Raw genomic sequence first — 25574 nt, forward strand, 5'->3', positions numbered from 1 at the left:
AGATTGTCTGATGAAAATAACGAGCAGAAATACCTTAATAGGCTTGTAGCTCAGGTGGTTAGAGCGCACCCCTGATAAGGGTGAGGTCGGTGGTTCAAGTCCACTCAGGCCTACCAACTCTTCCATGAGTGGTATCTAAGGTAACTGTAAGTAGCGATGGGGTTATAGCTCAGCTGGGAGAGCGCCTGCCTTGCACGCAGGAGGTCTGCGGTTCGATCCCGCATAGCTCCACCATAACTACTCGTTATGATAAAAACATCAGAGTGTACCTGTTTGGGTGCACTGCGATGTTTTGCTCTTTAACAATCTGGAACAAGCTGAAAATTGAAACATGACAGCTGAACATACATGACGGACTTCGGGTGTGTCGTGGTGAGTCAGTCTGTCAATGAGTCTCTCAAATAATCGCAGCGCGATGATGAATCGAAAGAAACATCTTCGGGTTGTGAGGTTAAGCGACTAAGCGTACACGGTGGATGCCTAGGCAGTCAGAGGCGATGAAGGGCGTGCTAATCTGCGATAAGCGTCGGTAAGCTGATATGAAGCGTTATACCCGACGATACCCGAATGGGGAAACCCAGTGTGTTTCGACACACTATCATTATGTGAATACATAGCGTAATGAGGCGAACCGGGGAACTGAAACATCTCAGTACCCCGAGGAAAAGAAATCAACCGAGATTCCCCTAGTAGCGGCGAGCGAACGGGGAGGAGCCCAGAACCTGAATCAGTTTGTGTGTTAGTGGAAGCGTCTGGAAAGTCGCACAGTAAAGGGTGATAGTCCCGTACACAAAAATGCACAAGTTGTGAGTTCGATGAGTAGGGCGGGACACGTGACATCCTGTCTGAATATGGGGACCATCCTCCAAGGCTAAATACTCCTGACTGACCGATAGTGAACCAGTACCGTGAGGGAAAGGCGAAAAGAACCCCGGCGAGGGGAGTGAAATAGAACCTGAAACCGTGTACGTACAAGCAGTGGGAGCCTACTTGTTAGGTGACTGCGTACCTTTGTATAATGGGTCAGCGACTTATATTCTGTAGCAAGGTTAACCGAATAGGGGAGCCGCAGGGAAACCGAGTCTTAACTGGGCGTTAAGTTGCAGGGTATAGACCCGAAACCCGGTGATCTAGCCATGGGCAGGTTGAAGGTTGGGTAACACTAACTGGAGGACCGAACCGACTAATGTTGAAAAATTAGCGGATGACTTGTGGCTGGGGTGAAAGGCCAATCAAACCGGGAGATAGCTGGTTCTCCCGAAAGCTATTTAGGTAGCGCCTCGTGAATTCATCTTCGGGGTAGAGCACTGTTTCGGCTAGGGGTCATCCCGACTTACCAACCCGATGCAAACTACGAATACCGAAGAATGTTATCACGGGAGACACACGGCGGGTGCTAACGTTCGTCGTGAAGAGGGAAACAACCCAGACCGCCAGCTAAGGTCCCAAAGTCATGGTTAAGTGGGAAACGATGTGGGAAGGCATAGACAGCCAGGATGTTGGCTTAGAAGCAGCCATCATTTAAAGAAAGCGTAATAGCTCACTGGTCGAGTCGGCCTGCGCGGAAGATGTAACGGGCTAAACCATGCACCGAAGCTGCGGCAGCGACGCTTAGGCGTTGTTGGGTAGGGGAGCGTTCTGTAAGCCGTTGAAGGTGGCCTGTGAGGGTTGCTGGAGGTATCAGAAGTGCGAATGCTGACATAAGTAACGATAATGCGGGTGAAAACCCGCACGCCGGAAGACCAAGGGTTCCTGTCCAACGTTAATCGGGGCAGGGTGAGTCGACCCTAAGGCGAGGCTGAAAAGCGTAGTCGATGGGAAACAGGTTAATATTCCTGTACTCGGTGTTACTGCGAAGGGGACGGAGAAAGCTAGGTTATCCGGGCGACGGTTGTCCCGGTTTAAGCGTGAAGGTGGGTGACTTAGGTAAATCCGGGTCATCGTTAACACTGAGGCGTGATGACGAGTCACTACGGTGATGAAGTAACCAATGCTACGCTTCCAGGAAAAGCCTCTAAGCTCCAGGTAACATCAAATCGTACCCCAAACCGACACAGGTGGTCAGGTAGAGAATACTCAGGCGCTTGAGAGAACTCGGGTGAAGGAACTAGGCAAAATGGTGCCGTAACTTGGAGAAGGCACGCTGGCGCGTAGGTGAAGTCCCTTGCGGATGGAGCTGAAGCCAGTCGCAGATACCAGCTGGCTGCAACTGTTTAATAAAAACACAGCACTGTGCAAACACGAAAGTGGACGTATACGGTGTGACGCCTGCCCGGTGCCGGAAGGTTAATTGATGGGGTCAGCCGCAAGGCGAAGCTCTTGATCGAAGCCCCGGTAAACGGCGGCCGTAACTATAACGGTCCTAAGGTAGCGAAATTCCTTGTCGGGTAAGTTCCGACCTGCACGAATGGCGTAATGATGGCCAGGCTGTCTCCACCCGAGACTCAGTGAAATTGAACTCGCTGTGAAGATGCAGTGTACCCGCGGCAAGACGGAAAGACCCCGTGAACCTTTACTATAGCTTGACACTGAACCTTGAGCCTTGATGTGTAGGATAGGTGGGAGGCTTTGAAGTGTGGACGCCAGTCTGCATGGAGCCAACCTTGAAATACCACCCTTTAATGTTTGATGTTCTAACGTAGGCCCGTAATCCGGGTTGCGGACAGTGTCTGGTGGGTAGTTTGACTGGGGCGGTCTCCTCCCAAAGCGTAACGGAGGAGCACGAAGGTTAGCTAATCCTGGTCGGACATCAGGAGGTTAGTGCAAAGGCATAAGCTAGCTTGACTGCGAGAGTGACAGCTCGAGCAGGTGCGAAAGCAGGTCTTAGTGATCCGGTGGTTCTGAATGGAAGGGCCATCGCTCAACGGATAAAAGGTACCCGGGGATAACAGGCTGATACCGCCCAAGAGTTCATATCGACGGCGGTGTTTGGCACCTCGATGTCGGCTCATCACATCCTGGGGCTGAAGTAGGTCCCAAGGGTATGGCTGTTCGCCATTTAAAGTGGTACGCGAGCTGGGTTTAGAACGTCGTGAGACAGTTCGGTCCCTATCTGCCGTGGGCGTTGGAAGATTGAGAGGGGTTGCTCCTAGTACGAGAGGACCGGAGTGAACGCACCACTGGTGTACGGGTTGTGATGCCAATTGCATTGCCCGGTAGCTAAGTGCGGAAGAGATAACCGCTGAAAGCATCTAAGCGGGAAACTTGCCTCGAGATGAGTCTTCCCTGGACACTTGATGTCCCTGAAGGGCCGTTGAAGACGACGACGTAGATAGGCTGGGTGTGTAAGCGTAGCGATACGTTGAGCTAACCAGTACTAATGACCCGAGAGGCTTAACCTTACAACACCGAAGGTGTTTTGTGGGTGATGAAAGACTCATAGAGAACGATATTCAGCTTGTTCGAAGATTGGTTCTGATGGTTGTGCGAGCGCGTAAGCAACGTATGACGGTTAGAATGAAACAGAATTTGCCTGGCGGCGATAGCGCGGTGGTCCCACCTGACCCCATGCCGAACTCAGAAGTGAAACGCCGTAGCGCCGATGGTAGTGTGGGGCTTCCCCATGTGAGAGTAGGGAACTGCCAGGCATCAAATAAAACAAAAGGCTCAGTCGAAAGACTGGGCCTTTTGTTTTATCTGATGTTTGTCGGTGAGGGCTCTCTGGAGTAGGACAAATCCGCCGGGAGCGGATTTGCACGTTGCGTGGCAACGGCCCGGAGGGGGGCGGGCAGGACGCCCGGCATAAACTGCCAGGCATCAAACAAGTGGAAAGCCCCTGTCGAAAGACAGGGGCTTTTTGCTATAGGAATTTAGAGGATTTACACCTTTCGGTTGGTAAAAGGCCGCCAGTATCTTACGTAGATCAGGTAGACTACGTGATATCTAAATTAGTCGGTATTTCTATCATGGCGCCAAGCGTTATTTCATTGAAGTCTCATAACTCTTTTTCATTACCTGTTTCTGCATCTTCAATTACGATTGCGGATACTAAGGATAAATTGATTGAAGGGTGGCGCATCGCCAGTGAATCTCAAGAACCAGTTTTATTACTAGGAGAAGGGAGTAATGTCCTTTTTCTGGAAGATTTTTTAGGCACAATTCTGTTAAATCGGCTCAAAGGTATCGATATTCGCGAAGAAAGTGATGGCTGGTACCTTCATGTCGGTGCTGGTGAAAATTGGCATCAATTGGTTGAATATACGCTTAAATGTGGCATTACTGGGTTAGAAAATTTAGCGTTAATTCCCGGATGTGTGGGGTCTGCACCGATACAGAATATTGGTGCGTATGGTGTCGAGTTACAACATGTCTGTGATTACGTTGAATTATTGGATCTAAAAGAAGATAAAACGATGCGTCTTACTGCTGAGGCATGCCAATTCGGTTACCGTGAAAGCATATTTAAGCATCAATATCGTTCTGGGTTTGCTATTACTGCAGTAGGGTTTTTTTTAAAGAAAGAGTGGAACCCAATACTGAGTTATGGTGATTTGGCCAAACTGAATCCTGAGACTGTCACGCCGCAGCATGTCTTTGATTCTGTATGCCATATGCGCCGAAGCAAACTCCCAGATCCAATAGTGACAGGTAATGCAGGTAGCTTCTTCAAAAATCCTATAGTTACACAGCAGCATGCTAAAGCTATTCTACGAGAGTATCCAAATGCACCTCAGTATTTACAAGCTGATGGCAATGTTAAATTGGCCGCTGGATGGTTAATCGACCAGTGCAAGCTTAAAGGGTTTCAACTTGGTGGCGCAGCTGTTCACGAGCGACAGGCATTAGTTCTCATCAATAAAGGCGATGCAGTAAGTTCAGACATTGTCGAATTAGCTCGTTATGTCCGTAATCAAGTTGATGCAAAGTTCTCTATACTGCTGGAACCTGAAGTCCGCTTTATTGCTGCGTATGGTGAGGTCAATGCTGTCGAGGTATTATCATGAAAGATATTACGGTCCCCCTTAAATTAGTTAAGATTCTCTCTGATGGCGAATTTTATTCCGGTGAAGTTCTGGGTGAAATGATGGGGATGAGCAGAGCCGCTATTAATAAACATATTCAAACTATACGTGACTGGGGTATTGACGTTTTCACTGTAACGGGAAAAGGTTATTCTTTACCGGCACCAATGCAACTATTAGATAAAGAAGCCATCCTAAAACATCTACCAGAGGGTGGAGTGACGGTTTTACCTGTCGTTGATTCTACTAATCAGTACATTTTAGAACGATTAGGTACATTATCCTCCGGTGATGCATGCCTTGCTGAATACCAGCAATCTGGTCGTGGCCGTCGTGGTCGGCAATGGTTTTCACCCTTTGGTGCGAATTTATATTTGTCCTTATATTGGCGTCTGGAACAGGGGCCTGCTGCTGCGGTTGGAGTCAGTCTGGTAATCGGCATCGTCATGGCTGAAGTGCTACATAAGCTTGGCGCTGATGGTGTGCGGGTCAAATGGCCTAATGATTTATATCTAAAAGATCGAAAGTTAGCTGGTATTCTTGTTGAATTGACGGGGAAAACGGGTGATGCTGCTAACTTAGTAATTGGAGCTGGTATTAATTTACAAATGAGGGAGCCAACTCCAGATACGATTAATCAAGGTTGGATAAATTTACAAGAAGCTGGTATAGGCATTAATCGCAACACACTTGCTTCGACTCTTATTTCTGAATTAAGAAACTCTTTGGCTGTCTTTGAGCTCGAGGGCCTTGAACCATTTATTTCCAGATGGGAAAAATTGGATAATTATTTTAACCGCTCAGTTCGTTTGATTATCGGAAACCGTGAAATACATGGAGTAGATCGTGGAATAGATCGCCAGGGGGCGTTATTATTAGAAAGTGACGGTTTGATTACACCATATATTGGTGGTGAAATTTCTCTGCGCGGTGCATAAAAATGGGGGCTAGCCCCATTTTTATATATTTATTTTCTTAATCGAACAGATTCAATGGCGTGATTAGCACTTTTAGTCATAATAAGGCTAGCTCTTTCCCGAGTGGGTAGAATATTTTCTTTTAAATTAAGTCCGTTAATCTCTTTCCATAATTGAGATGCGATACCAACAGCCTCTTCTTTCGTCAATTTCGCATAGTTATGGAAATATGAATTTGGATTTGAGAATGCACCTTGCCTGAATTTCAGGAAACGATTTATATACCATGTTTGAAGCAGTGTTTCAGGTGCATCGACATAAATAGAAAAATCCACAAAATCAGAAACAAAAACCCTATGTGGATCATGTGGATAATCCATTCCACTTTGTAAGACGTTTAAGCCTTCCAATATTAAAATATCAGGTTGTTCCAACACTTTATTATTATTAGGAACAATATCATATGTCAGATGAGAATATGTTGGTGCCGTAACTTGATGCGTCCCTGATTTTATATCAGAAACAAATTTCACTAGGCTATGCATATCATATGATTGCGGAAATCCTTTTTTCTTCATCAAGTCGCGTTCTTTTAGCACTTTATTTGGATGAAGAAATCCATCGGTTGTAATTAGCTCTACACTGCGATGCTCTGGCCAGCGGCTCAATAATGCTTGAAGGACACGGGCCGTGGTGCTTTTTCCTACTGCAACACTACCTGCAATGCCAATTATATAAGGTATTTTTTGGCCATCAGTCCCTAAGAACTGCTCAAGTACAGCCTGACGACGTAAGTTAGAGCTGATATAAAAATTGAGTAGGCGAGATAATGGCAGATAAATTTCTGCGACTTCGTCTAATGAAAGATCTTCATTTATCCCTTTTAGCTTAATGATCTCTTCTTCTGTCAGTGTTAACGGAACAGAATCGCGCAAGGCGGCCCATTGGCTGCGGTTAAATTGTAGATATGGCGTGGCCAAAGATTGCTCTCTATTGCTCATAAGTCGTGTTCTGCCTGCTTAACAGGTAAGAAAAGGGACTTCTAGCCTAGCGAGGAAAGCGGGCTGTTAGCTTAGCCAACGCAATGATCGCTGCACCTTCTCTTGTGTAATAAATTTTTGATAATGGGCAGGTTAACACTTTGCTGATAGAAATAAGAAGAGAAAATCGGTTCTGTGGTAGATGCTTTTGTGTTTGTACAGCGAGGGTCGCTAGCCGACACTTACTTTACCTAAACCATTCCCAACAACGATACGCTTATAATGGATGTAGTCCGCGTGTGTAGTGGCTACTAGGTGTGCAAGCATAGTCTAGAATTCTCTCGCATGACGATATCCTAGATCGGTAGAAAGCCTCCGCAGGAGACGTGCTTTAGTGTCTAAATAGAATAACTCCCTCTGTTGGAAAGGTGTACTTTGAACTGCATGAGCAGTCGACTTACCTCTGCCTTCCTTGCTCTGCTGCGGACGAAGGACTTTTGGATTGCAGCTCTGTTTTTCCATTTGGTTTTTTGACACCGCCCTAAACGTGCATTTTCGATGATACGCTCGTCGTCACGTGCTATCCAATAGAAGCACGTTTTCTACGGTGTCTTTGGTCAGTTCCTCGGGATAGATGAGTTAGGTTGCTGTATTGAGTTGAATTATTTTCATCGTATTTTTCGCTCGACTGAAACTGATGTCTAGCCAAACAAAATGTATTCCAAGCCTATCCGCTTCGGAAAGCGAACAAAATAGCATCTGTTAATGCGGAGTCTGCTCTCCTAAAGGGAAAAAATGTATTTGTGAGGCAGATAAATGGTGGTGAGTTTGGTGACGACATCCTCATTTTGCCGGGCGAATTTGGTGGTTCTTTGTGCAAATTATTACTCTTACTCTAGATTTATGGCTTGATTTGGATAAAATCTAAGCGATAGCGCATTTTACGCAATTTTTTTGTTGCATCGAGCGTTCTGTCTACCTAGAATGCGCAGCACTTGAAGCCGGCTTAGCTCAGTAGGTAGAGCAACTGACTTGTAATCAGTAGGTCACCAGTTCGATTCCGGTAGCCGGCACCATCAAGTACACAATCAGGTGGGGTTCCCGAGCGGCCAAAGGGAGCAGACTGTAAATCTGCCGTCACAGACTTCGAAGGTTCGAATCCTTCCCCCACCACCAAATTCAATCCTGGTAACAGGATACTCGATACGGTAGTAAGACTGAGCCGGATCGACGAAGGCGGGGTCTATAAAATCTTATTCCTCAACTTCAAAATCTACAGAAAAATTAGGTAGCCGAGTTCCAGGATGCGGGCATCGTATAATGGCTATTACCTCAGCCTTCCAAGCTGATGATGTGGGTTCGATTCCCACTGCCCGCTCCAAGATGTGCTGATATAGCTCAGTTGGTAGAGCGCACCCTTGGTAAGGGTGAGGTCGGCAGTTCGAATCTGCCTATCAGCACCACTTCCTTTTCCTCCTCCTGATTTTCTTTCTGTGAATAAATTCAGCAAGCTATCGCTTGGTTGATGTGGTGATACCACCGATTTATCCGTGTCTTAGAGGGACAATCGATGTCTAAAGAAAAATTTGAACGTACAAAACCGCACGTTAACGTCGGTACTATCGGCCACGTTGACCATGGTAAAACAACGCTGACCGCTGCAATCACTACCGTTCTGGCTAAAACCTACGGTGGTAACGCGCGTGCATTCGACCAGATCGATAACGCGCCAGAAGAGAAAGCACGTGGTATCACCATCAACACGTCTCACGTTGAATACGATACCCCGTCTCGCCACTATGCGCACGTTGACTGCCCAGGACACGCCGACTATGTGAAAAACATGATCACCGGTGCTGCCCAGATGGATGGCGCGATCCTGGTTGTTGCTGCGACTGACGGCCCAATGCCTCAGACTCGTGAGCACATCCTGCTGGGTCGTCAGGTTGGCGTTCCTTTCATCATCGTGTTCCTGAACAAATGTGACATGGTTGATGACGAAGAGCTGCTGGAACTGGTTGAGATGGAAGTGCGTGAGCTGCTGTCTCAGTACGACTTCCCAGGCGACGATACCCCAGTGGTTCGTGGTTCTGCTCTGAAAGCGCTGGAAGGCGAAGCTGAGTGGGAAGCAAAAATCATCGAACTGGCAGAGCACCTGGATTCTTACATCCCAGAACCAGAGCGTGCAATTGACAAGCCGTTCCTGCTGCCAATCGAAGACGTATTCTCCATCTCCGGTCGTGGTACTGTTGTTACCGGTCGTGTAGAGCGCGGTATCGTTAAAGTCGGTGAAGAAGTTGAAATCGTTGGTATCAAAGATACGGCGAAATCTACCTGTACTGGCGTAGAAATGTTCCGCAAACTGCTGGACGAAGGTCGTGCAGGCGAGAACGTTGGTGTTCTGCTGCGTGGTATCAAGCGTGAAGAAATCGAGCGTGGTCAGGTACTGGCTAAGCCGGGTTCAATCAAGCCGCACACTCAGTTCGAATCTGAAGTGTATATCCTGAGCAAAGATGAAGGCGGCCGTCATACTCCGTTCTTCAAAGGCTACCGTCCTCAGTTCTACTTCCGTACAACTGACGTAACGGGCACCATCGAACTGCCAGAAGGCGTAGAGATGGTAATGCCGGGCGACAACATCAAAATGGTTGTTACCCTGATCCACCCAATCGCGATGGACGACGGTTTGCGTTTCGCCATCCGTGAAGGCGGCCGTACAGTAGGCGCGGGCGTTGTTGCTAAAGTTATCGCTTAATCGCTGATAACATTTGACGCGACACGCGATAAAAGGGCATCATTTGATGCCCTTTTTCTACGCTGTCATGGTAGAACCTATCTCATCAGCGATTGTGAGATATAATCATTGGTGAGATAGGCTCTGTAGATACGGCGTAAATACCGAATTATTCGTTTTACAGAACATCTTTCGGTTTGGTTGCCCCGTGGTTGCGGGGCAAAGTTATTTGTCTGAATCATTGTGACAGGTTGGTTTATGAGTGCGAATACCGAAGCTCAGGATAGTGGGCGTGGCCTGGAAGTGATTAAGTGGCTAGTAGTAGGTGCCTTACTGGTTGTTGCGATTGTTGGCAATTATTATTACCGCGAATTTAGTCTTCCTCTGCGTGCATTGGCTGTTGTTATCCTGATCGCCGCTGCCGGTGGTGTGGCACTGCTGACCACGAAAGGCAAAGCAACCGTAGCGTTTGCTCGCGAAGCGCGTACCGAAGTGCGCAAAGTAATTTGGCCGACTCGTCAGGAAACGTTACACACCACGTTAATCGTTGCCGCGGTGACTGCCGTGATGTCACTGATTTTGTGGGGGCTGGATGGTATTCTGGTCCGTCTGGTATCGTTTATCACTGGCCTGAGGTTCTAAGATGTCTGAAGCTCCAAAAAAACGTTGGTACGTCGTTCAGGCGTTTTCTGGTTTTGAAGGTCGCGTAGCACAATCCCTGCGTGAGCATATCAAACTCCATAATATGGAAGAGCTGTTTGGCGAAGTCATGGTTCCTACTGAGGAAGTCGTTGAGATCCGTGGTGGCCAGCGTCGCAAGAGCGAACGCAAGTTTTTCCCTGGTTATGTTTTAGTACAGATGGTGATGGAAGATGCTAGTTGGCATCTTGTACGCAGCGTACCTCGTGTTATGGGGTTCATTGGCGGCACATCTGACCGTCCTGCCCCAATCAGTGATAAAGAAGTGGATGCGATTATGAATCGTCTCCAGCAGGTTGGCGACAAGCCTCGTCCGAAAACGCTGTTTGAACCGGGTGAAATGGTTCGTGTTAACGATGGTCCATTTGCCGACTTTAACGGTGTTGTTGAAGAAGTAGACTATGAGAAGAGCCGCCTGAAGGTGTCTGTTTCTATATTTGGTCGTGCGACACCTGTTGAACTAGACTTTGCTCAGGTCGAAAAAGGCTAATTGCCTGATAAGATTTGCTGAAAATAGCGACTTGCCTATGGCGCGAAATTAACCTATAATTTCGCGCCTTTTGTTTTTCAGTGGCCTCAATGGCGACTGAAGCGTAATACAAACCACGGGGAGCCTTTCACTAGGCGCTATTACCCAATCGAGGAAAGTTAAATGGCCAAGAAAGTACAAGCCTACGTCAAGCTGCAAGTTGCAGCTGGTATGGCTAACCCGAGCCCACCAGTAGGTCCGGCTCTGGGTCAGCAAGGTGTTAACATCATGGAATTCTGTAAGGCGTTCAATGCTAAAACTGAAAGCCTTGAGAAGGGTCTGCCGACTCCGGTTGTTATTACCGTTTATTCTGACCGTTCTTTCACCTTCGTTACCAAAACGCCTCCAGCAGCTGTTCTGCTGAAGAAAGCGGCTGGTATCAAGTCTGGTTCCGGCAAGCCGAACAAAGACAAAGTAGGTAAAGTAACGAGCGCTCAGGTTCGTGAAATCGCAGAAACTAAAGCTGCGGACATGACTGGTTCTGATGTAGACGCCATGGCGCGTTCTATCGCAGGTACTGCTCGTTCCATGGGCCTGGTAGTGGAGGATTAATAAATGGCTAAGCTGACCAAGCGCATGCGCGTGATCCGTGACAAAGTTGATGTAACTAAACAGTATGACATCAACGAAGCTGTTGCTCTGCTCAAAGAGCTGGCCACTGCTAAGTTCGTAGAAAGTGTAGACGTTGCTGTTAACCTCGGCATCGATGCACGTAAATCTGACCAAAACGTTCGTGGTGCAACCGTTCTGCCTCATGGTACTGGTCGTTCTGTTCGTGTTGCTGTCTTCACCCAAGGTGCAAACGCTGAAGCGGCTAAAGCTGCTGGCGCTGAGTTCGTGGGTATGGAAGATCTGGCTGATCAGATCAAAAAAGGCGAAATGGGCTTTGACGTTGTTATTGCTTCTCCAGATGCAATGCGCGTTGTTGGTCAATTGGGTCAGGTTCTGGGTCCACGTGGCCTGATGCCAAACCCGAAAGTGGGTACTGTAACCCCTAACGTTGCTGAAGCAGTTAATAATGCTAAAGCGGGTCAGGTTCGTTACCGTAACGACAAGAACGGCATCATCCATACCACTATCGGTAAGGTTGATTTCGATTCTAACAAACTGAAAGAAAACCTGGAATCTCTGCTGATTGCGCTGAAAAAAGCAAAACCATCTCAGGCGAAAGGCGTGTACATCAAGAAAGTTAGCTTGTCTACCACTATGGGCGCTGGCGTTGCCATCGACCAGAGCGGTTTGAACGCTGCTGCTAACTAATAGCTTTTGTTCCGCTTTACTCGGGTGTGGGATTTACCTATAATTTTACGCCCGTTGTTCCTGAAGTGGATCGACGCAAGAATTTTTCGGTTGGAGCCTGGCCTATCCAGGCCTCCGTCCAAGACCGCAGGTGTTTCGTAAGAAACTTAATTCTCCTGCGTAGACGGTGACAGAGCCTAAATAACGTTTTTCTTTTTTATAAAGAATAATTTTTTACTGGATTCTGCTCACCGTGTTTCAACGCTTATCTCTAATTTTGGCGATAAGTGAAGTGAGTTCCGGAGAGTTTCTCCGGCTAAATCCAGGAGCAAAAGCTAATGGCATTAAATCTTCAAGACAAACAAGCAATTGTTGCTGAAGTCAGCGAAGTAGCCAAAGGTGCGCTGTCTGCGGTTGTTGCGGATTCTCGTGGCGTTACCGTTGATAAAATGACCGAACTGCGTAAAGCAGGTCGTGAAGCTGGCGTTTACATGCGTGTTGTTCGTAACACCCTGCTGCGCCGCGTCGTTGAAGGCACTCAATTTGAATGCCTGAAAGACACGTTTGTTGGTCCGACCTTGATTGCATATTCTTTGGAACACCCGGGCGCTGCTGCTCGTCTGTTCAAAGAGTTCGCGAAAGCAAATGCAAAATTTGAGGTCAAAGCTGCAGCCTTTGAAGGTGAGCTGATCCCGGCGGCTCAAATTGACCGTCTGGCAACGCTGCCGACTTACGAAGAAGCACTGGCACGTCTGATGTCGACCATGAAAGAAGCCGCTGCCGGCAAATTGGTCCGCACTCTGGCTGCTGTTCGCGATGCAAAAGAAGCTGCGTAATAGCACTTTCTTTTCTAACGTACTTGCTAACGTATAAACTATTTCTGATTCTTAGGAACAATTGTTATGTCTATCACTAAAGATCAAATTCTGGAAGCAGTAGCAGCTATGTCTGTAATGGATGTTGTTGAGCTGGTTTCTGCTATGGAAGAAAAATTCGGTGTTTCTGCTGCTGCTGCTGTAGCTGTTGCTGCTGGCCCAGCTGAAGTTGCTGAAGAAAAAACTGAGTTCGACGTTGTGCTGAAAGCTATCGGCGCTAACAAAGTTGCTGTAATCAAAGCTGTTCGCGGCGCAACTGGTCTGGGCCTGAAAGAAGCCAAAGATCTGGTTGAATCTGCTCCAGCAGTTCTGAAAGAAGGCGTGAGCAAAGATGACGCTGAAGCACTGAAGAAATCACTGGAAGAAGCTGGCGCAGAAGTTGAAGTTAAATAAGCCAACCTTTCAGGTTGCAGCCTGATTTATTAGGCTGATGGCTGGTGACTTTTTAGTCACCAGCCTTTTTGCGCTGTAGGGCATCAATGGGATTTCACACTGTTTAGCCATTGATTTCCCAAATATTTTTTTCTATTGACGACTTAATATACTGCTTTCCAGCATAGGTTCCTTGCCTAAGCAAGAGCAATGAAATGGTTTAAGAGTAATAGAAAGACGTATTACGGAAAGTTCTCTATTTTCCGACCAACATAAATAGTGTTGCATGAACTGTCCTTGTTAGGGCAGACAGAGTGGTTCGACTTGTCAGCTAGCTGAGGAACCCTATGGTTTACTCCTATACCGAGAAAAAACGCATTCGTAAGGATTTTGGTAAACGTCCACAAGTTTTGGACATACCTTATCTCCTTTCTATCCAACTTGACTCGTTCCAGAAATTTATCGAGCAAGACCCGGAAGGTCAGTACGGTTTGGAAGCTGCATTCCGTTCTGTTTTCCCTATAAAAAGCTATAGCGGCAATTCAGAGCTGCAATACGTTAGCTATCGCTTGGGCGAACCCGTATTTGACGTTAAAGAATGTCAAATCCGCGGCGTCACGTTCTCTGCGCCGCTGCGCGTTAAACTGCGCCTGGTGATCTACGAGCGCGAAGCGCCTGAAGGCACCGTTAAAGACATCAAAGAACAAGAAGTGTACATGGGCGAGATTCCGCTCATGACCGATAACGGCACCTTCGTGATCAACGGTACTGAGCGTGTAATCGTGTCTCAGTTGCACCGTAGCCCAGGTGTGTTCTTCGATAGCGACAAAGGTAAAACCCACTCTTCAGGTAAGGTGCTGTATAACGCACGTATTATTCCTTACCGTGGTTCCTGGTTGGATTTTGAATTTGATCCGAAGGATAACCTGTTTGTCCGTATCGACCGTCGTCGTAAATTGCCTGCGACCATTATCCTGCGCGCGCTGGGTTACTCCACCGAACAGATTCTGGATCTTTTCTTCGATAAAATTGTCTATGAAATCAATGGCAATAAATTGCAGATGGATCTGGTCCCTGAGCGCCTGCGTGGTGAAACCGCGTCGTTTGATATCGAAGCGAACGGTAAAGTTTATATCGAAAAAGGTCGCCGTATCACTGCGCGTCATATCCGTCAGTTAGAGAAAGACGGTATTGAGCGCATTGAAGTGCCTGTTGAATATATTGCTGGCAAAATATTGTCCAAAGATTATATCGATGAGAGCACTGGCGAACTGATCGGCGCAGCCAACATGGAGCTGTCGCTGGATCTGCTGGCGAAGCTGAGCCAATCCGGCCACAAGCGTATTGAGACACTGTTCACCAACGATCTTGATCATGGTGCATACATGTCTGAAACCGTGCGTGTCGATCCGTCAAACGATCGTCTGAGCGCGCTGGTTGAAATCTATCGCATGATGCGTCCTGGTGAGCCACCAACGCGTGAAGCAGCGGAAACGCTGTTTGAGAACCTGTTCTTCTCTGAAGACCGCTACGATCTGTCTGCGGTTGGCCGTATGAAGTTCAACCGTTCTCTGCTGCGTGACGAGATCGAAGGTTCCGGTATCCTGAGCAAAGATGACATCATCGAAGTGATGAAGAAGCTCATTGATATCCGTAACGGTAAAGGCGAAGTGGATGATATCGACCACCTCGGCAACCGTCGTATCCGTTCTGTCGGCGAAATGGCTGAAAACCAATTCCGCGTTGGTCTGGTGCGTGTGGAGCGTGCTGTAAAAGAGCGTCTGTCTCTGGGCGATCTTGATACGCTGATGCCACAGGACATGATCAATGCCAAGCCGATTTCGGCTGCCGTGAAAGAGTTCTTCGGTTCAAGTCAGCTGTCACAGTTTATGGACCAGAACAACCCATTGTCCGAGATTACGCACAAACGTCGTATCTCTGCATTGGGCCCAGGCGGTCTGACGCGTGAGCGTGCTGGCTTTGAAGTTCGTGACGTACACCCTACTCACTATGGTCGTGTTTGTCCTATCGAAACGCCGGAAGGTCCAAACATCGGTCTGATCAACTCCCTGTCCGTTTATGCACAAACCAACGAATACGGTTTCCTTGAAACCCCATATCGTCGCGTGCGTGACAACGTGGTTACGGATGAGATCCATTACCTGTCTGCGATTGAAGAAGGTAACTTCGTTATCGCCCAGGCAAACACCAATTTGGACGAAGAAGGCCGCTTCATCGACGAACTGGTTACCTGCCGTAACAAAGGTGAGTCCAGCTTGTTCAGCCGCGATCAGGTTGAATATATGGACGTTTCCACACAGCAGGTGGTTTCCGTCGGTGCATCTCTGATTCCGTTCTTGGAACACGATGACGCCAACCGTGCTCTGATGGGTGCGAACATGCAACGTCAGGCCGTTCCGACTCTGCGCGCCGATAAGCCGCTGGTTGGTACCGGTATGGAACGTGCCGTTGCGGTTGACTCCGGTGTAACTGCCGTAGCCAAACGTGGTGGTACAGTACAGTACGTAGATGCATCCCGTATTGTAATCCGCGTTAATGACGATGAAATGTATCCGGGCGAAGCCGGGATCGACATCTATAACCTGACCAAATATACCCGTTCGAACCAGAATACCTGCATCAGCCAGATGCCATGTGTGTCTCTGGGTGAGCCGGTAGAACGTGGTGACGTTTTGGCAGATGGCCCGTCCACCGATCTGGGTGAGCTGGCGCTGGGTCAGAACATGCGCGTGGCATTTATGCCATGGAATGGTTACAACTTCGAAGACTCCATCCTCGTTTCCGAGCGTGTGGTTCAGGAAGATCGCTTTACGACCATCCACATTCAGGAACTGGCCTGTGTGTCTCGTGACACCAAGTTAGGGCCTGAAGAAATTACTGCGGACATCCCGAACGTGGGTGAAGCAGCACTTTCTAAACTGGATGAGTCCGGCATCGTTTATATCGGTGCTGAAGTCACCGGCGGTGACATTCTGGTTGGTAAAGTAACGCCGAAAGGTGAAACCCAACTGACGCCAGAAGAGAAACTGCTGCGTGCGATCTTCGGTGAGAAAGCGTCTGACGTTAAAGACTCTTCTCTGCGTGTACCAAACGGTGTTTCCGGTACGATTATCGACGTGCAGGTCTTTACCCGCGATGGCGTGGAAAAAGACAAACGTGCGTTAGAAATCGAAGAAATGCAGCTGAAGCAGGCTAAGAAAGACCTGACTGAAGAGTTGCAGATTCTGGAAGCGGGTCTGTTTGGACGTATTCACGCAGTGCTGGTTTCTGGCGGCGTAGAAGCTGACAAACTGGACAAACTGCCGCGCGAGCGCTGGTTGGAACTGGGTCTGACTGATGAAGATAAGCAGAATCAGTTGGAACAGCTTGCAGAACAGTATGATGAGCTGAAGCACGAGTTTGAGAAAAAACTCGAAGCTAAGCGCCGTAAAATCACCCAAGGCGATGATCTTGCACCGGGCGTGCTGAAAATCGTTAAGGTTTATCTGGCTGTTAAGCGTCAGATCCAACCGGGTGACAAGATGGCAGGTCGTCACGGGAACAAAGGTGTTATCTCCAAGATCAACCCGATCGAAGATATGCCTTACGATGAGAACGGTACGCCGGTCGATATCGTACTGAACCCGCTGGGCGTACCTTCACGTATGAACATCGGTCAGATTCTGGAAACCCACTTGGGTATGGCTGCAAAAGGTATCGGCGAGAAAATCAACGCCATGCTTAAGCAGCACGAAGAAGTGACCAAGCTGCGTGAGTTTATCCAGAGAGCCTACAATCTGGGCGACGATGTGCGTCAAAAAGTCGACCTGAGTACTTTCTCCGACGAAGAAGTTATGCGTCTGGCTGAAAACCTGAAGAAAGGTATGCCAATTGCAACGCCGGTATTCGATGGTGCAAAAGAGAAAGAAATCAAGGAACTGTTGCAGATGGGCGGTATCCCTACCTCCGGTCAGATTACCCTGTACGATGGACGTACCGGTGAGCAATTTGAGCGTCAGGTTACAGTGGGCTACATGTACATGCTGAAACTGAACCACTTGGTTGACGATAAGATGCATGCCCGTTCCACCGGTTCTTATAGCCTGGTTACTCAGCAGCCGCTGGGTGGTAAGGCGCAGTTCGGTGGTCAACGCTTCGGTGAGATGGAAGTGTGGGCGCTGGAAGCTTATGGTGCAGCTTATACCCTGCAAGAAATGTTGACCGTTAAGTCTGATGACGTGAACGGCCGTACCAAGATGTATAAGAACATCGTGGATGGCAATCATCAGATGGAACCAGGCATGCCGGAATCCTTCAACGTATTGTTGAAAGAAATCCGCTCGCTGGGTATCAACATCGAGCTGGAAGAAAAGTAATACCAGCTCGCTGTATTGCTGGCATTCGTCATAGGGACACCTGAACGTTGTTTTTAACGGCAATGTTGTTTTTAACAGCTATGTTGTTTTGAACAGCATTAGTTCAGGTGTCTATCAGGTCTAACTCCGACAGGAGCCAATCCGTGAAAGACTTATTAAAGTTTCTGAAAGCGCAAACTAAAACCGAAGAGTTTGATGCGATCAAAATTGCTCTGGCTTCGCCAGACATGATCCGTTCGTGGTCTTTTGGTGAAGTTAAAAAGCCAGAAACCATCAACTACCGTACGTTCAAGCCTGAGCGTGACGGCCTTTTCTGCGCCCGTATCTTTGGGCCGGTAAAAGATTATGAGTGCTTGTGCGGTAAGTATAAGCGCCTGAAACACCGTGGTGTTATTTGTGAGAAGTGCGGCGTTGAAGTAACCCAAACTAAAGTACGTCGTGAGCGTATGGGTCACATCGAGCTGGCTTCTCCAACTGCGCACATCTGGTTCCTGAAGTCACTGCCTTCCCGTATCGGTTTGCTGTTAGATATGCCGCTGCGTGATATTGAGCGTGTGCTTTATTTTGAATCTTATGTCGTGGTTGAAGGCGGCATGACCAACCTTGAGCGCCGTCAGATCCTGACTGAAGAGCAGTATCTGGATGCGTTGGAAGAGTTTGGTGATGAATTCGACGCGAAAATGGGCGCCGAAGCGATCCAGGCTCTGCTGAAGAACATGGATCTGGAGCAGGAATGCGAGCAGCTGCGTGAAGAGCTGACCGAAACTAACTCCGAAACCAAACGTAAAAAACTGACCAAGCGCATTAAGCTGCTGGAAGCGTTCGTACAGTCTGGTAACAAGCCAGAGTGGATGATCCTGACCGTTCTGCCGGTACTGCCGCCAGATCTGCGTCCGTTGGTTCCGCTGGATGGTGGTCGTTTTGCGACTTCCGACCTGAACGATCTGTATCGTCGCGTGATCAACCGTAACAACCGTCTGAAACGCCTGCTGGATCTGGCTGCGCCAGATATCATCGTGCGTAACGAAAAACGTATGTTGCAGGAAGCGGTTGATGCGCTGTTGGATAACGGCCGTCGCGGTCGCGCGATCACCGGTTCTAACAAACGCCCTCTGAAATCTTTGGCCGATATGATCAAAGGTAAACAGGGTCGTTTCCGTCAGAACCTGCTCGGTAAGCGTGTTGACTACTCCGGTCGTTCTGTAATCACCGTTGGTCCATACCTGCGTCTGCACCAGTGTGGTCTGCCGAAGAAAATGGCACTGGAACTGTTCAAACCGTTCATCTACGGCAAGCTGGAACTGCGTGGTCTTGCTACCACCATTAAAGCTGCCAAGAAAATGGTTGAGCGCGAAGAAGCCGTCGTATGGGATATCCTGGACGAAGTCATCCGTGAACACCCGGTACTGCTGAACCGTGCACCAACACTGCACCGTTTGGGTATCCAGGCATTTGAACCGGTACTGATCGAAGGTAAAGCGATCCAACTGCACCCGTTGGTTTGTGCGGCATATAACGCCGACTTCGATGGTGACCAGATGGCTGTACACGTACCGTTGACGCTGGAAGCCCAGTTGGAAGCGCGTGCGTTGATGATGTCGACCAACAACATCTTGTCCCCTGCGAATGGTGAGCCAATCATCGTTCCTTCTCAGGACGTGGTATTGGGTCTGTATTACATGACGCGTGACTGTGTTAACGCCAAAGGCGAAGGCATGGTGCTCACGGGTCCTAAAGAAGCTGAACGTGTTTATCGTGCCGGTCTGGCCTCTCTGCATGCGCGCGTTAAAGTGCGTATTACAGAAGAGATCAAGAGCATCGAAGGCGATGTTACGCATCAGACGTCGATTATTGATACGACTATCGGCCGTGCCATCCTGTGGATGATCGTACCGAAAGGTCTGCCGTACTCGATCGTTAACCAGCCTTTGGGCAAGAAAGCGATCTCCAAAATGCTGAACACCTGTTACCGCATTTTGGGTCTGAAGCCGACGGTTATCTTCGCTGACCAGACTATGTACACCGGTTTTGCTTACGCGGCGCGCTCTGGTGCTTCCGTAGGTATCGATGACATGGTTATCCCGGAGAAAAAAGCCGAGATTATCGAAGAAGCAGAAACCGAAGTTGCCGAGATTCAGGAGCAGTTCCAGTCTGGTCTGGTTACCGCGGGCGAACGCTATAACAAAGTGATCGATATCTGGGCAGCGGCGAACGAACGTGTTGCGAAAGCGATGATGGAAAACCTGTCCGTTGAGGATGTGGTTAACCGTGATGGCGTGGTTGAGCGTCAGGTTTCTTTCAACAGCATCTTTATGATGGCCGACTCCGGTGCGCGTGGTTCTGCGGCACAGATTCGTCAGTTGGCGGGTATGCGTGGTCTGATGGCGAAACCAGATGGTTCCATCATCGAGACACCAATCACCGCAAACTTCCGCGAAGGTTTGAACGTACTCCAGTACTTCATCTCGACGCACGGTGCGCGTAAAGGTTTGGCGGATACCGCACTGAAAACGGCAAACTCCGGTTATCTGACTCGTCGTCTGGTTGACGTTGCACAGGATCTGGTTGTGACCGAGGACGATTGTGGTACCCATGAAGGTATCATGATGACGCCGGTTATCGAGGGTGGTGATGTTAAAGAACCACTGCGTGAGCGCGTACTGGGTCGTGTAACGGCTGAAGACGTGATCAAACCGGGCACCGCGGACATTCTGGTTCCACGTAACACGCTGCTGAACGAGCAGTGGTGTGACATGTTGGAAGAGAACTCCGTTGACGCTGTTAAAGTACGTTCAGTTGTAAGCTGCGAAACCGACTTTGGCGTGTGCGCCAATTGCTACGGTCGCGATCTGGCTCGTGGTCATATCATCAACAAAGGTGAGGCTATCGGGGTTATCGCGGCACAGTCCATCGGTGAGCCAGGTACACAGTTAACCATGCGTACGTTCCACATCGGTGGTGCGGCATCGCGTGCGGCTGCTGAGTCCAGCATTCAGGTGAAAAACAAAGGTAGCCTGAAACTGAGCAACGCGAAGTTCGTTATGAACAGCAACGGTAAACTGGTTATTACTTCACGTAATACCGAACTGAAACTGATCGACGAATTCGGACGTACTAAAGAAAGCTATAAAGTGCCTTATGGTGCGGTGATGGCGAAGGGTGACGGCTCAGAAGTTAGCGGTGGCGAAACTGTCGCAAACTGGGACCCGCATACCATGCCTGTGGTGACCGAAGTGAGCGGTTTCATCCGCTTTGCTGACATGATTGACGGTCAAACCATTACTCGCCAGACCGACGAACTAACTGGTTTGTCTTCTATCGTGGTTCTGGATAGCGCAGAGCGTACTGGTAGCGGTAAAGACTTGCGTCCAGCACTGAAAATCGTTGACGGTAAAGGTGAAGATGTACTGATTCCTGGTACTGATATGCCAGCTCAATACTTCCTGCCGGGTAAAACGATTGTTCAGTTGGAAGATGGAGTGCAGATTGGTGCCGGTGATACATTGGCGCGTCTCCCTCAGGAATCCAGTGGTACCAAGGATATTACCGGTGGTCTGCCACGCGTAGCCGACCTGTTCGAAGCACGTCGTCCGAAAGAGCCGGCGATTCTGGCAGAGATCAGCGGTATCATTTCCTTCGGTAAAGAAACCAAAGGTAAACGCCGTCTGGTAATTTCTCCGTTGGATGGCAGCGATGCTTACGAAGAGATGATTCCGAAATGGCGTCAGCTCAACGTGTTCGAAGGTGAAGTGGTGGAACGTGGTGACGTTGTTTCCGACGGCCCAGAGTCTCCGCACGATATCCTGCGTCTGCGTGGCGTGCATGCAGTAACGCGTTATATCACCAACGAAGTTCAGGAAGTTTACCGTCTGCAAGGCGTTAAGATTAACGATAAACACATCGAAGTTATCGTTCGTCAGATGTTGCGTAAAGGCACCATCGTTGACGCGGGTAGCACGGAGTTCCTGGAAGGCGAACAGGCAGAAGTCTCTCGCATCAAGATTGCCAACCGTCAGTTGGAAGCGGATGGTAAGATCACGGCAACGTACAGTCGCGATCTGCTGGGTATCACCAAAGCATCTCTGGCGACCGAGTCCTTCATTTCTGCGGCATCGTTCCAGGAAACCACTCGCGTACTGACCGAAGCTGCTGTCGCAGGTAAACGTGATGAACTGCGTGGTCTGAAAGAGAACGTCATCGTGGGTCGTCTGATCCCAGCGGGTACGGGTTATGCGTACCATCAGGATCGTATGCGCCGCCGTCAGGCAGGCGAAGCACCTGTCGTGCCTCAAGTGAGTGCCGATGAAGCTTCTGCTAACCTGGCCGAACTGCTGAATGCAGGCTTTGGTAGCAGCGACGACGAGTAAGTCTCTTTACGCTGCACTACCATGCGGTAAATAACAAAAACCCCGACTATCATGGTCGGGGTTTTTTTATGGTTGATTCCCTGCGGATGACCCGTCGTAAATGACGTAAGCATGTCTTCCTGAAATTTTTTGTTGTACAGTAGTGTAAAGTAAATAGAACGGAACCAACATGGACACCTCAACTACGCCAACCCTTTCACAGCCTGGCGGCTCATTACCTCATCAGGATGATTCACTTTCCTCTGATAAAACCCTACAAACACAGTCGGAAAGCCATTCTCAGCACCGAGCAAAGCGCGCAGCCTGGGGCAGTTTTGTGGGTGCCGTTGTTGATTGGTACGATTTTTTGCTGTACGGAATTGTTGCCGCCCTTGTATTTAATACCGAATTTTTCCCGCAGGTCAGCCCAACGATGGGGACGCTGGCGGCATTTGGTACGTTCGGTGTTGGTTTCCTGTTCCGACCGCTAGGCGGCATGGTGTTCGGCCACTTCGGCGATAAGCTGGGCCGTAAACGAATGCTGATGATCACGGTCTGGATGATGGGTATTTCTACTGCGCTGATTGGTCTGTTGCCGTCGTTTGATTCGATTGGCTGGTGGGCACCGGTGCTGTTGGTTACGCTGCGGGCAATTCAGGGCTTTGCGGTTGGTGGTGAATGGGGTGGTGCGGCACTGTTGGCGGTAGAGAATGCGCCGAAGAAGAAGAAAGCCTTTTACAGCAGCGGCGTACAAGTTGGCTTTGGGGTTGGATTGTTACTAGCTACTGGGTCGGTATCGGTGGTAAGCAATTTGACGACCAATGAAGAATTTACCACCTGGGGCTGGCGTCTGCCGTTCTTATTCAGCCTGATTCTGGTGGCTATCGCCTGGTGGGTGCGCAACGGGATGGATGAGTCTCAGGAGTTTGAGGCGAATAAAACCTTGGGAGAAAGAGCAAACAAGCTGCGTTCGTTCCCGATTATGGAAGCACTACGCCAGCATCCGAAAGCCTTTCTACTGATTATTGCGTTACGGCTTGGTGAACTGTTGACGATGTATATCGTCACGGCATTTGCACTCAATTACTCCACCACCCATCTTGGGCTATCGCGGGATATCTTTCTGAATATCGGGCTGCTGGTGGGGGCGATCAGCTGCGTGTCTATTCCTTTCTTTGCTTATCTGGCGGATAGCTTTGGCCGTCGTCGCATTTATGTGACTGGTGCGTTGATTGGTGCCGTGAGTGCGGTGCCATTCTTTATGGCGCTGGAAAGTCACAACACGCTGCTGATTCTGTTCTTTGCTATCATGCTGGCGAATGCTGCTCACGATATGATCGTTAGCGTACAGCAGCCGATGTTTACCGAGTTATTTGGTACGGCGTATCGCTATAGTGGGGCTGGCGTGGGTTATCAGGTTGCCAGCGTGGTCGGCGGCGGGTTTACGCCTTTTATCGCTGTTCTGCTGGTGCAGTTTATGGATGGCTCATGGCACGCGGTGGCGGCCTATCTTGCCATTGGCTGCTTACTGTCAGCCGTTGTCGGGATGCGGATGAAAGCACCCGCAGACAATACGGTACCTCACTAACCTCTTTACCTTGCCGATACAGATGCACTATCTGTATCGGCGATATCTCTACTTTTTTGTTGTTATGTTATCTGAACCGATCGAGATCGCTTCGTTTCAGCCCGATGTCTTTGAGCCCCTCATCGCTCATATCCCGCAGTATCTTCAGCGTTTGCACCCTTACTCGCCAGGCTTTCCACAGGCGGTACGGTAAAATAAGCATGAGCCAGAACGGTGACTCGCGGAACGGTTTTTGTGATCGATTCTCATGAAATTCCATATTTTCCCCCTCGCCAGTGAATGAACGCTATGATGAGGCGAAAGGTATTTTCAATACAGATGCAAGAAATCCATTTTTTTAGCATACAGATTGTGTGATATTGCATCTGAATGGTGATTTTTATTTGAATCTGTACTGGTTACTGTGATGAATCATGATGGAGAGTGATACTGATGACGCGTTATCAACACCTTGCCGGGCTGTTAGAGCAGCGGATTGAACAAGGGTTATATCAAAGCGGGGAACGTCTGCCTTCCGTTCGGGCACTCAGTACAGAACATGGTGTGAGCATCAGTACCGTACAGCAGGCCTATCATCTGCTGGAAACCCGACAGCTGATTATGCCGCAGCCGCGTTCGGGATATTTTGTCACGCCGCGTAAGGCAACGCCGCCTGTACCTGCGCTGACGCGTCCTGCTCAGCGCCCAGTTGAGATCACACAGTGGGAATCGGTACTGGAACTGGTGAACGTGCGTTTGGAAACGAACGTGCTGAAGTTTGGTAGCGGAATGCCTGATGTGAGCCAGCCTACCATCAAGCCGCTGTGGAAAGAGATGGGTCGCCTTTGCCAATATCAGGATGCCCGGGTTTTACAATATGACAGCGTATATGGCGTGCCCGCGCTGCGTGAACAGATCGCTCGTCTTACCGTCGATTGCGGCTGCCAACTGACGCAAGATGATATTGTGGTCACGACTGGATGTCAGGAAGCCTTATTTGTTGCCGTTCGCGCGGTTTGCCAGCCCGGAGACATCGTTGCTGTCGAGTCACCTGCTTTTCCGGGTACGATGCAGATCCTTCGTGGGCTGGATATCAAAGCGATCGAGATCCCAACCGATTCAGTGACGGGGATCAGTCTTGAAGCGTTAAGACTGGCGTTGGATCAGTGGCCAATCAAAGCCGTGCTTCTGGTGCCGAGCTGTAACAATCCGCTTGGCTTCATCATGCCTGACGCCCGCAAGCAATCTCTGGTGACGCTGGCGCAGCACTTTGATATCGCCATTATTGAAGATGATGCCTATGGTGAATTGGCCTATGAATATCCGCGTCCCCGCGCCATAAAGTCGTTTGATGAAGATGGACGCGTATTGTTGTGCAGCTCATTTTCAAAGAATCTGGCACCCGGTTTGCGCGTGGGTTGGATCGCCCCGGGGCGCTATCTGGAGCGGGTGATTCATACAAAGTACATCAGCACGGGATCGACGGTGGTACAGCCTCAGCTTGCCGTGGCAGAATTTATTCGTCAGGGACACTATCAGCCTCACTTACGTCGGATGCGCGCCCAATACAAAGCTAATCTGAGTACGTTTACCTGCTGGGTGCGCGAGTATTTTCCGTCCAATATTTGTGTTAGTCGTCCGCAGGGAGGATTCCTGATGTGGATTGAGCTGCCTGAATATTTTGATTCACTCAAGCTCAGCCGTGAGGTCAGAAAAGCGGGCATACAGATCGCCGCCGGTTCGCTATTTTCCGCTTCAGGGAAATACCGCAATTGTATTCGACTTAATTATGCCAATCGCTTTACGGAAGAGATGAGGGAAGGGCTGCGCATTGTGGGTAGTGAAATCGCGAAGATGATGCACACTTTTCCTGACCAGAACGTAACCTGATTATTGTTAAGGAAGGGCCGATACGGGTAAGGATAAGCCCCGTATCGGCGGGTTGATGTGCAGAACCGATAAGTGGCAAACGGCTCCGG

15 protein-coding genes, 6 tRNA genes and 2 rRNA genes are annotated in these 25574 nt (G+C 49.1%); 21 read left to right on the forward strand and 2 right to left on the reverse strand.

All coding sequences use genetic code 11. The features are described from left to right. The first annotated feature begins 39 nt into the window (after positions 1-39). The 6 genes from E2566_RS01155 (at position 40) to birA (ending at position 5899) form a co-directional block, all read left to right on the forward strand. Positions 40-116 (forward strand) — tRNA-Ile (locus E2566_RS01155). Positions 117-158: 42 nt separating this feature from the next. Then, a tRNA-Ala gene (locus E2566_RS01160) sits at positions 159-234 on the forward strand. A gap of 215 nt (positions 235-449) precedes the next feature. Further along, positions 450-3341 (forward strand): 23S ribosomal RNA (locus tag E2566_RS01165). A gap of 130 nt (positions 3342-3471) precedes the next feature. Further along, a 5S ribosomal RNA gene (gene rrf / locus E2566_RS01170) occupies positions 3472-3587 on the forward strand. 318 nt (positions 3588-3905) lie between these two features. Continuing rightward, positions 3906-4943, forward strand: coding sequence for a UDP-N-acetylmuramate dehydrogenase (murB, locus tag E2566_RS01175; RefSeq protein ID WP_107170978.1), 1038 nt, complete (start codon positions 3906-3908; stop codon positions 4941-4943). Then, entirely contained in the window at positions 4940-5899 is a 960-nt protein-coding gene (gene birA, locus E2566_RS01180) for a bifunctional biotin--[acetyl-CoA-carboxylase] ligase/biotin operon repressor BirA (protein ID WP_107170959.1), read from the forward strand. Before murB ends, birA begins: the two co-directional genes overlap by 4 nt. Before the next feature lie 29 nt (positions 5900-5928). On the opposite strand, the gene coaA is transcribed toward birA, so the two are convergent. Further along, complete coding sequence (coaA, locus tag E2566_RS01185) at positions 5929-6879, reverse strand: type I pantothenate kinase (RefSeq protein ID WP_107170960.1); 951 nt, start codon at positions 6877-6879, stop codon at positions 5929-5931. Between the two features lie 979 nt (positions 6880-7858). On the opposite strand from coaA, the gene E2566_RS01190 reads away from it, so the two are divergent. From E2566_RS01190 to shiA, 14 genes are all read left to right on the forward strand, one after another. Next, positions 7859-7934, forward strand: a tRNA-Thr gene (locus E2566_RS01190). A 15-nt stretch (positions 7935-7949) separates the two neighbouring features. Then, positions 7950-8034: transfer RNA gene (locus E2566_RS01195), tRNA-Tyr, on the forward strand. A gap of 130 nt (positions 8035-8164) precedes the next feature. Next, a tRNA-Gly gene (locus E2566_RS01200) sits at positions 8165-8239 on the forward strand. Positions 8240-8245: 6 nt separating this feature from the next. Further along, positions 8246-8321: transfer RNA gene (locus E2566_RS01205), tRNA-Thr, on the forward strand. 107 nt (positions 8322-8428) lie between these two features. Beyond that, positions 8429-9613 carry an elongation factor Tu gene (tuf, locus tag E2566_RS01210; RefSeq protein WP_014913795.1) on the forward strand — a complete coding sequence of 395 codons (1185 nt, stop codon included), beginning with the start codon at positions 8429-8431 and terminating at the stop codon, positions 9611-9613. Between the two features lie 237 nt (positions 9614-9850). After that, positions 9851-10234 (forward strand): preprotein translocase subunit SecE, encoded by a 384-nt coding sequence (secE, locus tag E2566_RS01215; protein ID WP_010285488.1) that lies wholly within the window; start codon positions 9851-9853, stop codon positions 10232-10234. A gap of 1 nt (position 10235) precedes the next feature. Further along, positions 10236-10781 (forward strand): transcription termination/antitermination protein NusG, encoded by a 546-nt coding sequence (gene nusG, locus E2566_RS01220; protein WP_005970339.1) that lies wholly within the window; start codon positions 10236-10238, stop codon positions 10779-10781. A 162-nt stretch (positions 10782-10943) separates the two neighbouring features. Continuing rightward, positions 10944-11372 carry a 50S ribosomal protein L11 gene (gene rplK, locus E2566_RS01225; protein WP_005970337.1) on the forward strand — a complete coding sequence of 143 codons (429 nt, stop codon included), beginning with the start codon at positions 10944-10946 and terminating at the stop codon, positions 11370-11372. 3 nt (positions 11373-11375) lie between these two features. After that, entirely contained in the window at positions 11376-12080 is a 705-nt protein-coding gene (gene rplA, locus E2566_RS01230; RefSeq protein ID WP_010285494.1) for a 50S ribosomal protein L1, read from the forward strand. Positions 12081-12397: 317 nt separating this feature from the next. Continuing rightward, positions 12398-12895 (forward strand): 50S ribosomal protein L10, encoded by a 498-nt coding sequence (gene rplJ / locus E2566_RS01235; protein WP_005970333.1) that lies wholly within the window; start codon positions 12398-12400, stop codon positions 12893-12895. A 66-nt stretch (positions 12896-12961) separates the two neighbouring features. Next, on the forward strand, positions 12962-13327 hold the full coding sequence (gene rplL, locus E2566_RS01240) for a 50S ribosomal protein L7/L12 (RefSeq protein ID WP_010285496.1): 366 nt from the start codon (positions 12962-12964) through the stop codon (positions 13325-13327). A gap of 326 nt (positions 13328-13653) precedes the next feature. After that, positions 13654-17682 (forward strand): DNA-directed RNA polymerase subunit beta, encoded by a 4029-nt coding sequence (gene rpoB / locus E2566_RS01245; protein WP_107170961.1) that lies wholly within the window; start codon positions 13654-13656, stop codon positions 17680-17682. A 143-nt stretch (positions 17683-17825) separates the two neighbouring features. Continuing rightward, positions 17826-22049 carry a DNA-directed RNA polymerase subunit beta' gene (gene rpoC, locus E2566_RS01250; RefSeq protein ID WP_107170962.1) on the forward strand — a complete coding sequence of 1408 codons (4224 nt, stop codon included), beginning with the start codon at positions 17826-17828 and terminating at the stop codon, positions 22047-22049. A 169-nt stretch (positions 22050-22218) separates the two neighbouring features. Further along, positions 22219-23616, forward strand: a complete 1398-nt coding sequence (shiA, locus tag E2566_RS01255; protein WP_107170963.1) for a shikimate transporter — start codon at positions 22219-22221, stop codon at positions 23614-23616. Positions 23617-23683: 67 nt separating this feature from the next. Here the strand turns inward: shiA and E2566_RS01260 are convergent, their stop codons facing one another. Beyond that, positions 23684-23875, reverse strand: coding sequence for a DUF1127 domain-containing protein (locus tag E2566_RS01260; protein ID WP_107170964.1), 192 nt, complete (start codon positions 23873-23875; stop codon positions 23684-23686). A gap of 173 nt (positions 23876-24048) precedes the next feature. Here E2566_RS01260 and E2566_RS01265 point away from each other — a divergent pair, with 173 nt between their 5' ends. After that, the gene (locus E2566_RS01265) at positions 24049-25485 is read left to right on the forward strand and encodes an aminotransferase-like domain-containing protein (RefSeq protein WP_107170965.1); all 1437 of its coding nucleotides are present in this window, start codon (positions 24049-24051) and stop codon (positions 25483-25485) included. The last annotated feature ends 89 nt before the right edge of the window (positions 25486-25574 follow it).

This window comes from Pectobacterium punjabense, from assembly GCF_012427845.1.
Taxonomy (GTDB): Bacteria; Pseudomonadota; Gammaproteobacteria; order Enterobacterales; family Enterobacteriaceae; genus Pectobacterium; species Pectobacterium punjabense.

Bases quoted from the DNA above. Each gene is read 5' to 3' on its own strand.
- rplK (WP_005970337.1), top strand. From the start codon at position 10,944: ATGGCCAAGAAAGTACAAGCCTACGTCAAGCTGCAAGTTGCAGCTGGT.
- rpoB (WP_107170961.1), top strand. From the start codon at position 13,654: ATGGTTTACTCCTATACCGAGAAAAAACGCATTCGTAAGGATTTTGGT.
- murB (WP_107170978.1), top strand. From the start codon at position 3,906: ATGGCGCCAAGCGTTATTTCATTGAAGTCTCATAACTCTTTTTCATTA.
- tuf (WP_014913795.1), top strand. From the start codon at position 8,429: ATGTCTAAAGAAAAATTTGAACGTACAAAACCGCACGTTAACGTCGGT.
- nusG (WP_005970339.1), top strand. From the start codon at position 10,236: ATGTCTGAAGCTCCAAAAAAACGTTGGTACGTCGTTCAGGCGTTTTCT.
- coaA (WP_107170960.1), bottom strand. From the start codon at position 6,879: ATGAGCAATAGAGAGCAATCTTTGGCCACGCCATATCTACAATTTAAC.
- E2566_RS01265 (WP_107170965.1), top strand. From the start codon at position 24,049: ATGACGCGTTATCAACACCTTGCCGGGCTGTTAGAGCAGCGGATTGAA.
- birA (WP_107170959.1), top strand. From the start codon at position 4,940: ATGAAAGATATTACGGTCCCCCTTAAATTAGTTAAGATTCTCTCTGAT.
- rplJ (WP_005970333.1), top strand. From the start codon at position 12,398: ATGGCATTAAATCTTCAAGACAAACAAGCAATTGTTGCTGAAGTCAGC.
- secE (WP_010285488.1), top strand. From the start codon at position 9,851: ATGAGTGCGAATACCGAAGCTCAGGATAGTGGGCGTGGCCTGGAAGTG.
- rplL (WP_010285496.1), top strand. From the start codon at position 12,962: ATGTCTATCACTAAAGATCAAATTCTGGAAGCAGTAGCAGCTATGTCT.
- shiA (WP_107170963.1), top strand. From the start codon at position 22,219: ATGGACACCTCAACTACGCCAACCCTTTCACAGCCTGGCGGCTCATTA.
- E2566_RS01260 (WP_107170964.1), bottom strand. From the start codon at position 23,875: ATGGAATTTCATGAGAATCGATCACAAAAACCGTTCCGCGAGTCACCG.
- rplA (WP_010285494.1), top strand. From the start codon at position 11,376: ATGGCTAAGCTGACCAAGCGCATGCGCGTGATCCGTGACAAAGTTGAT.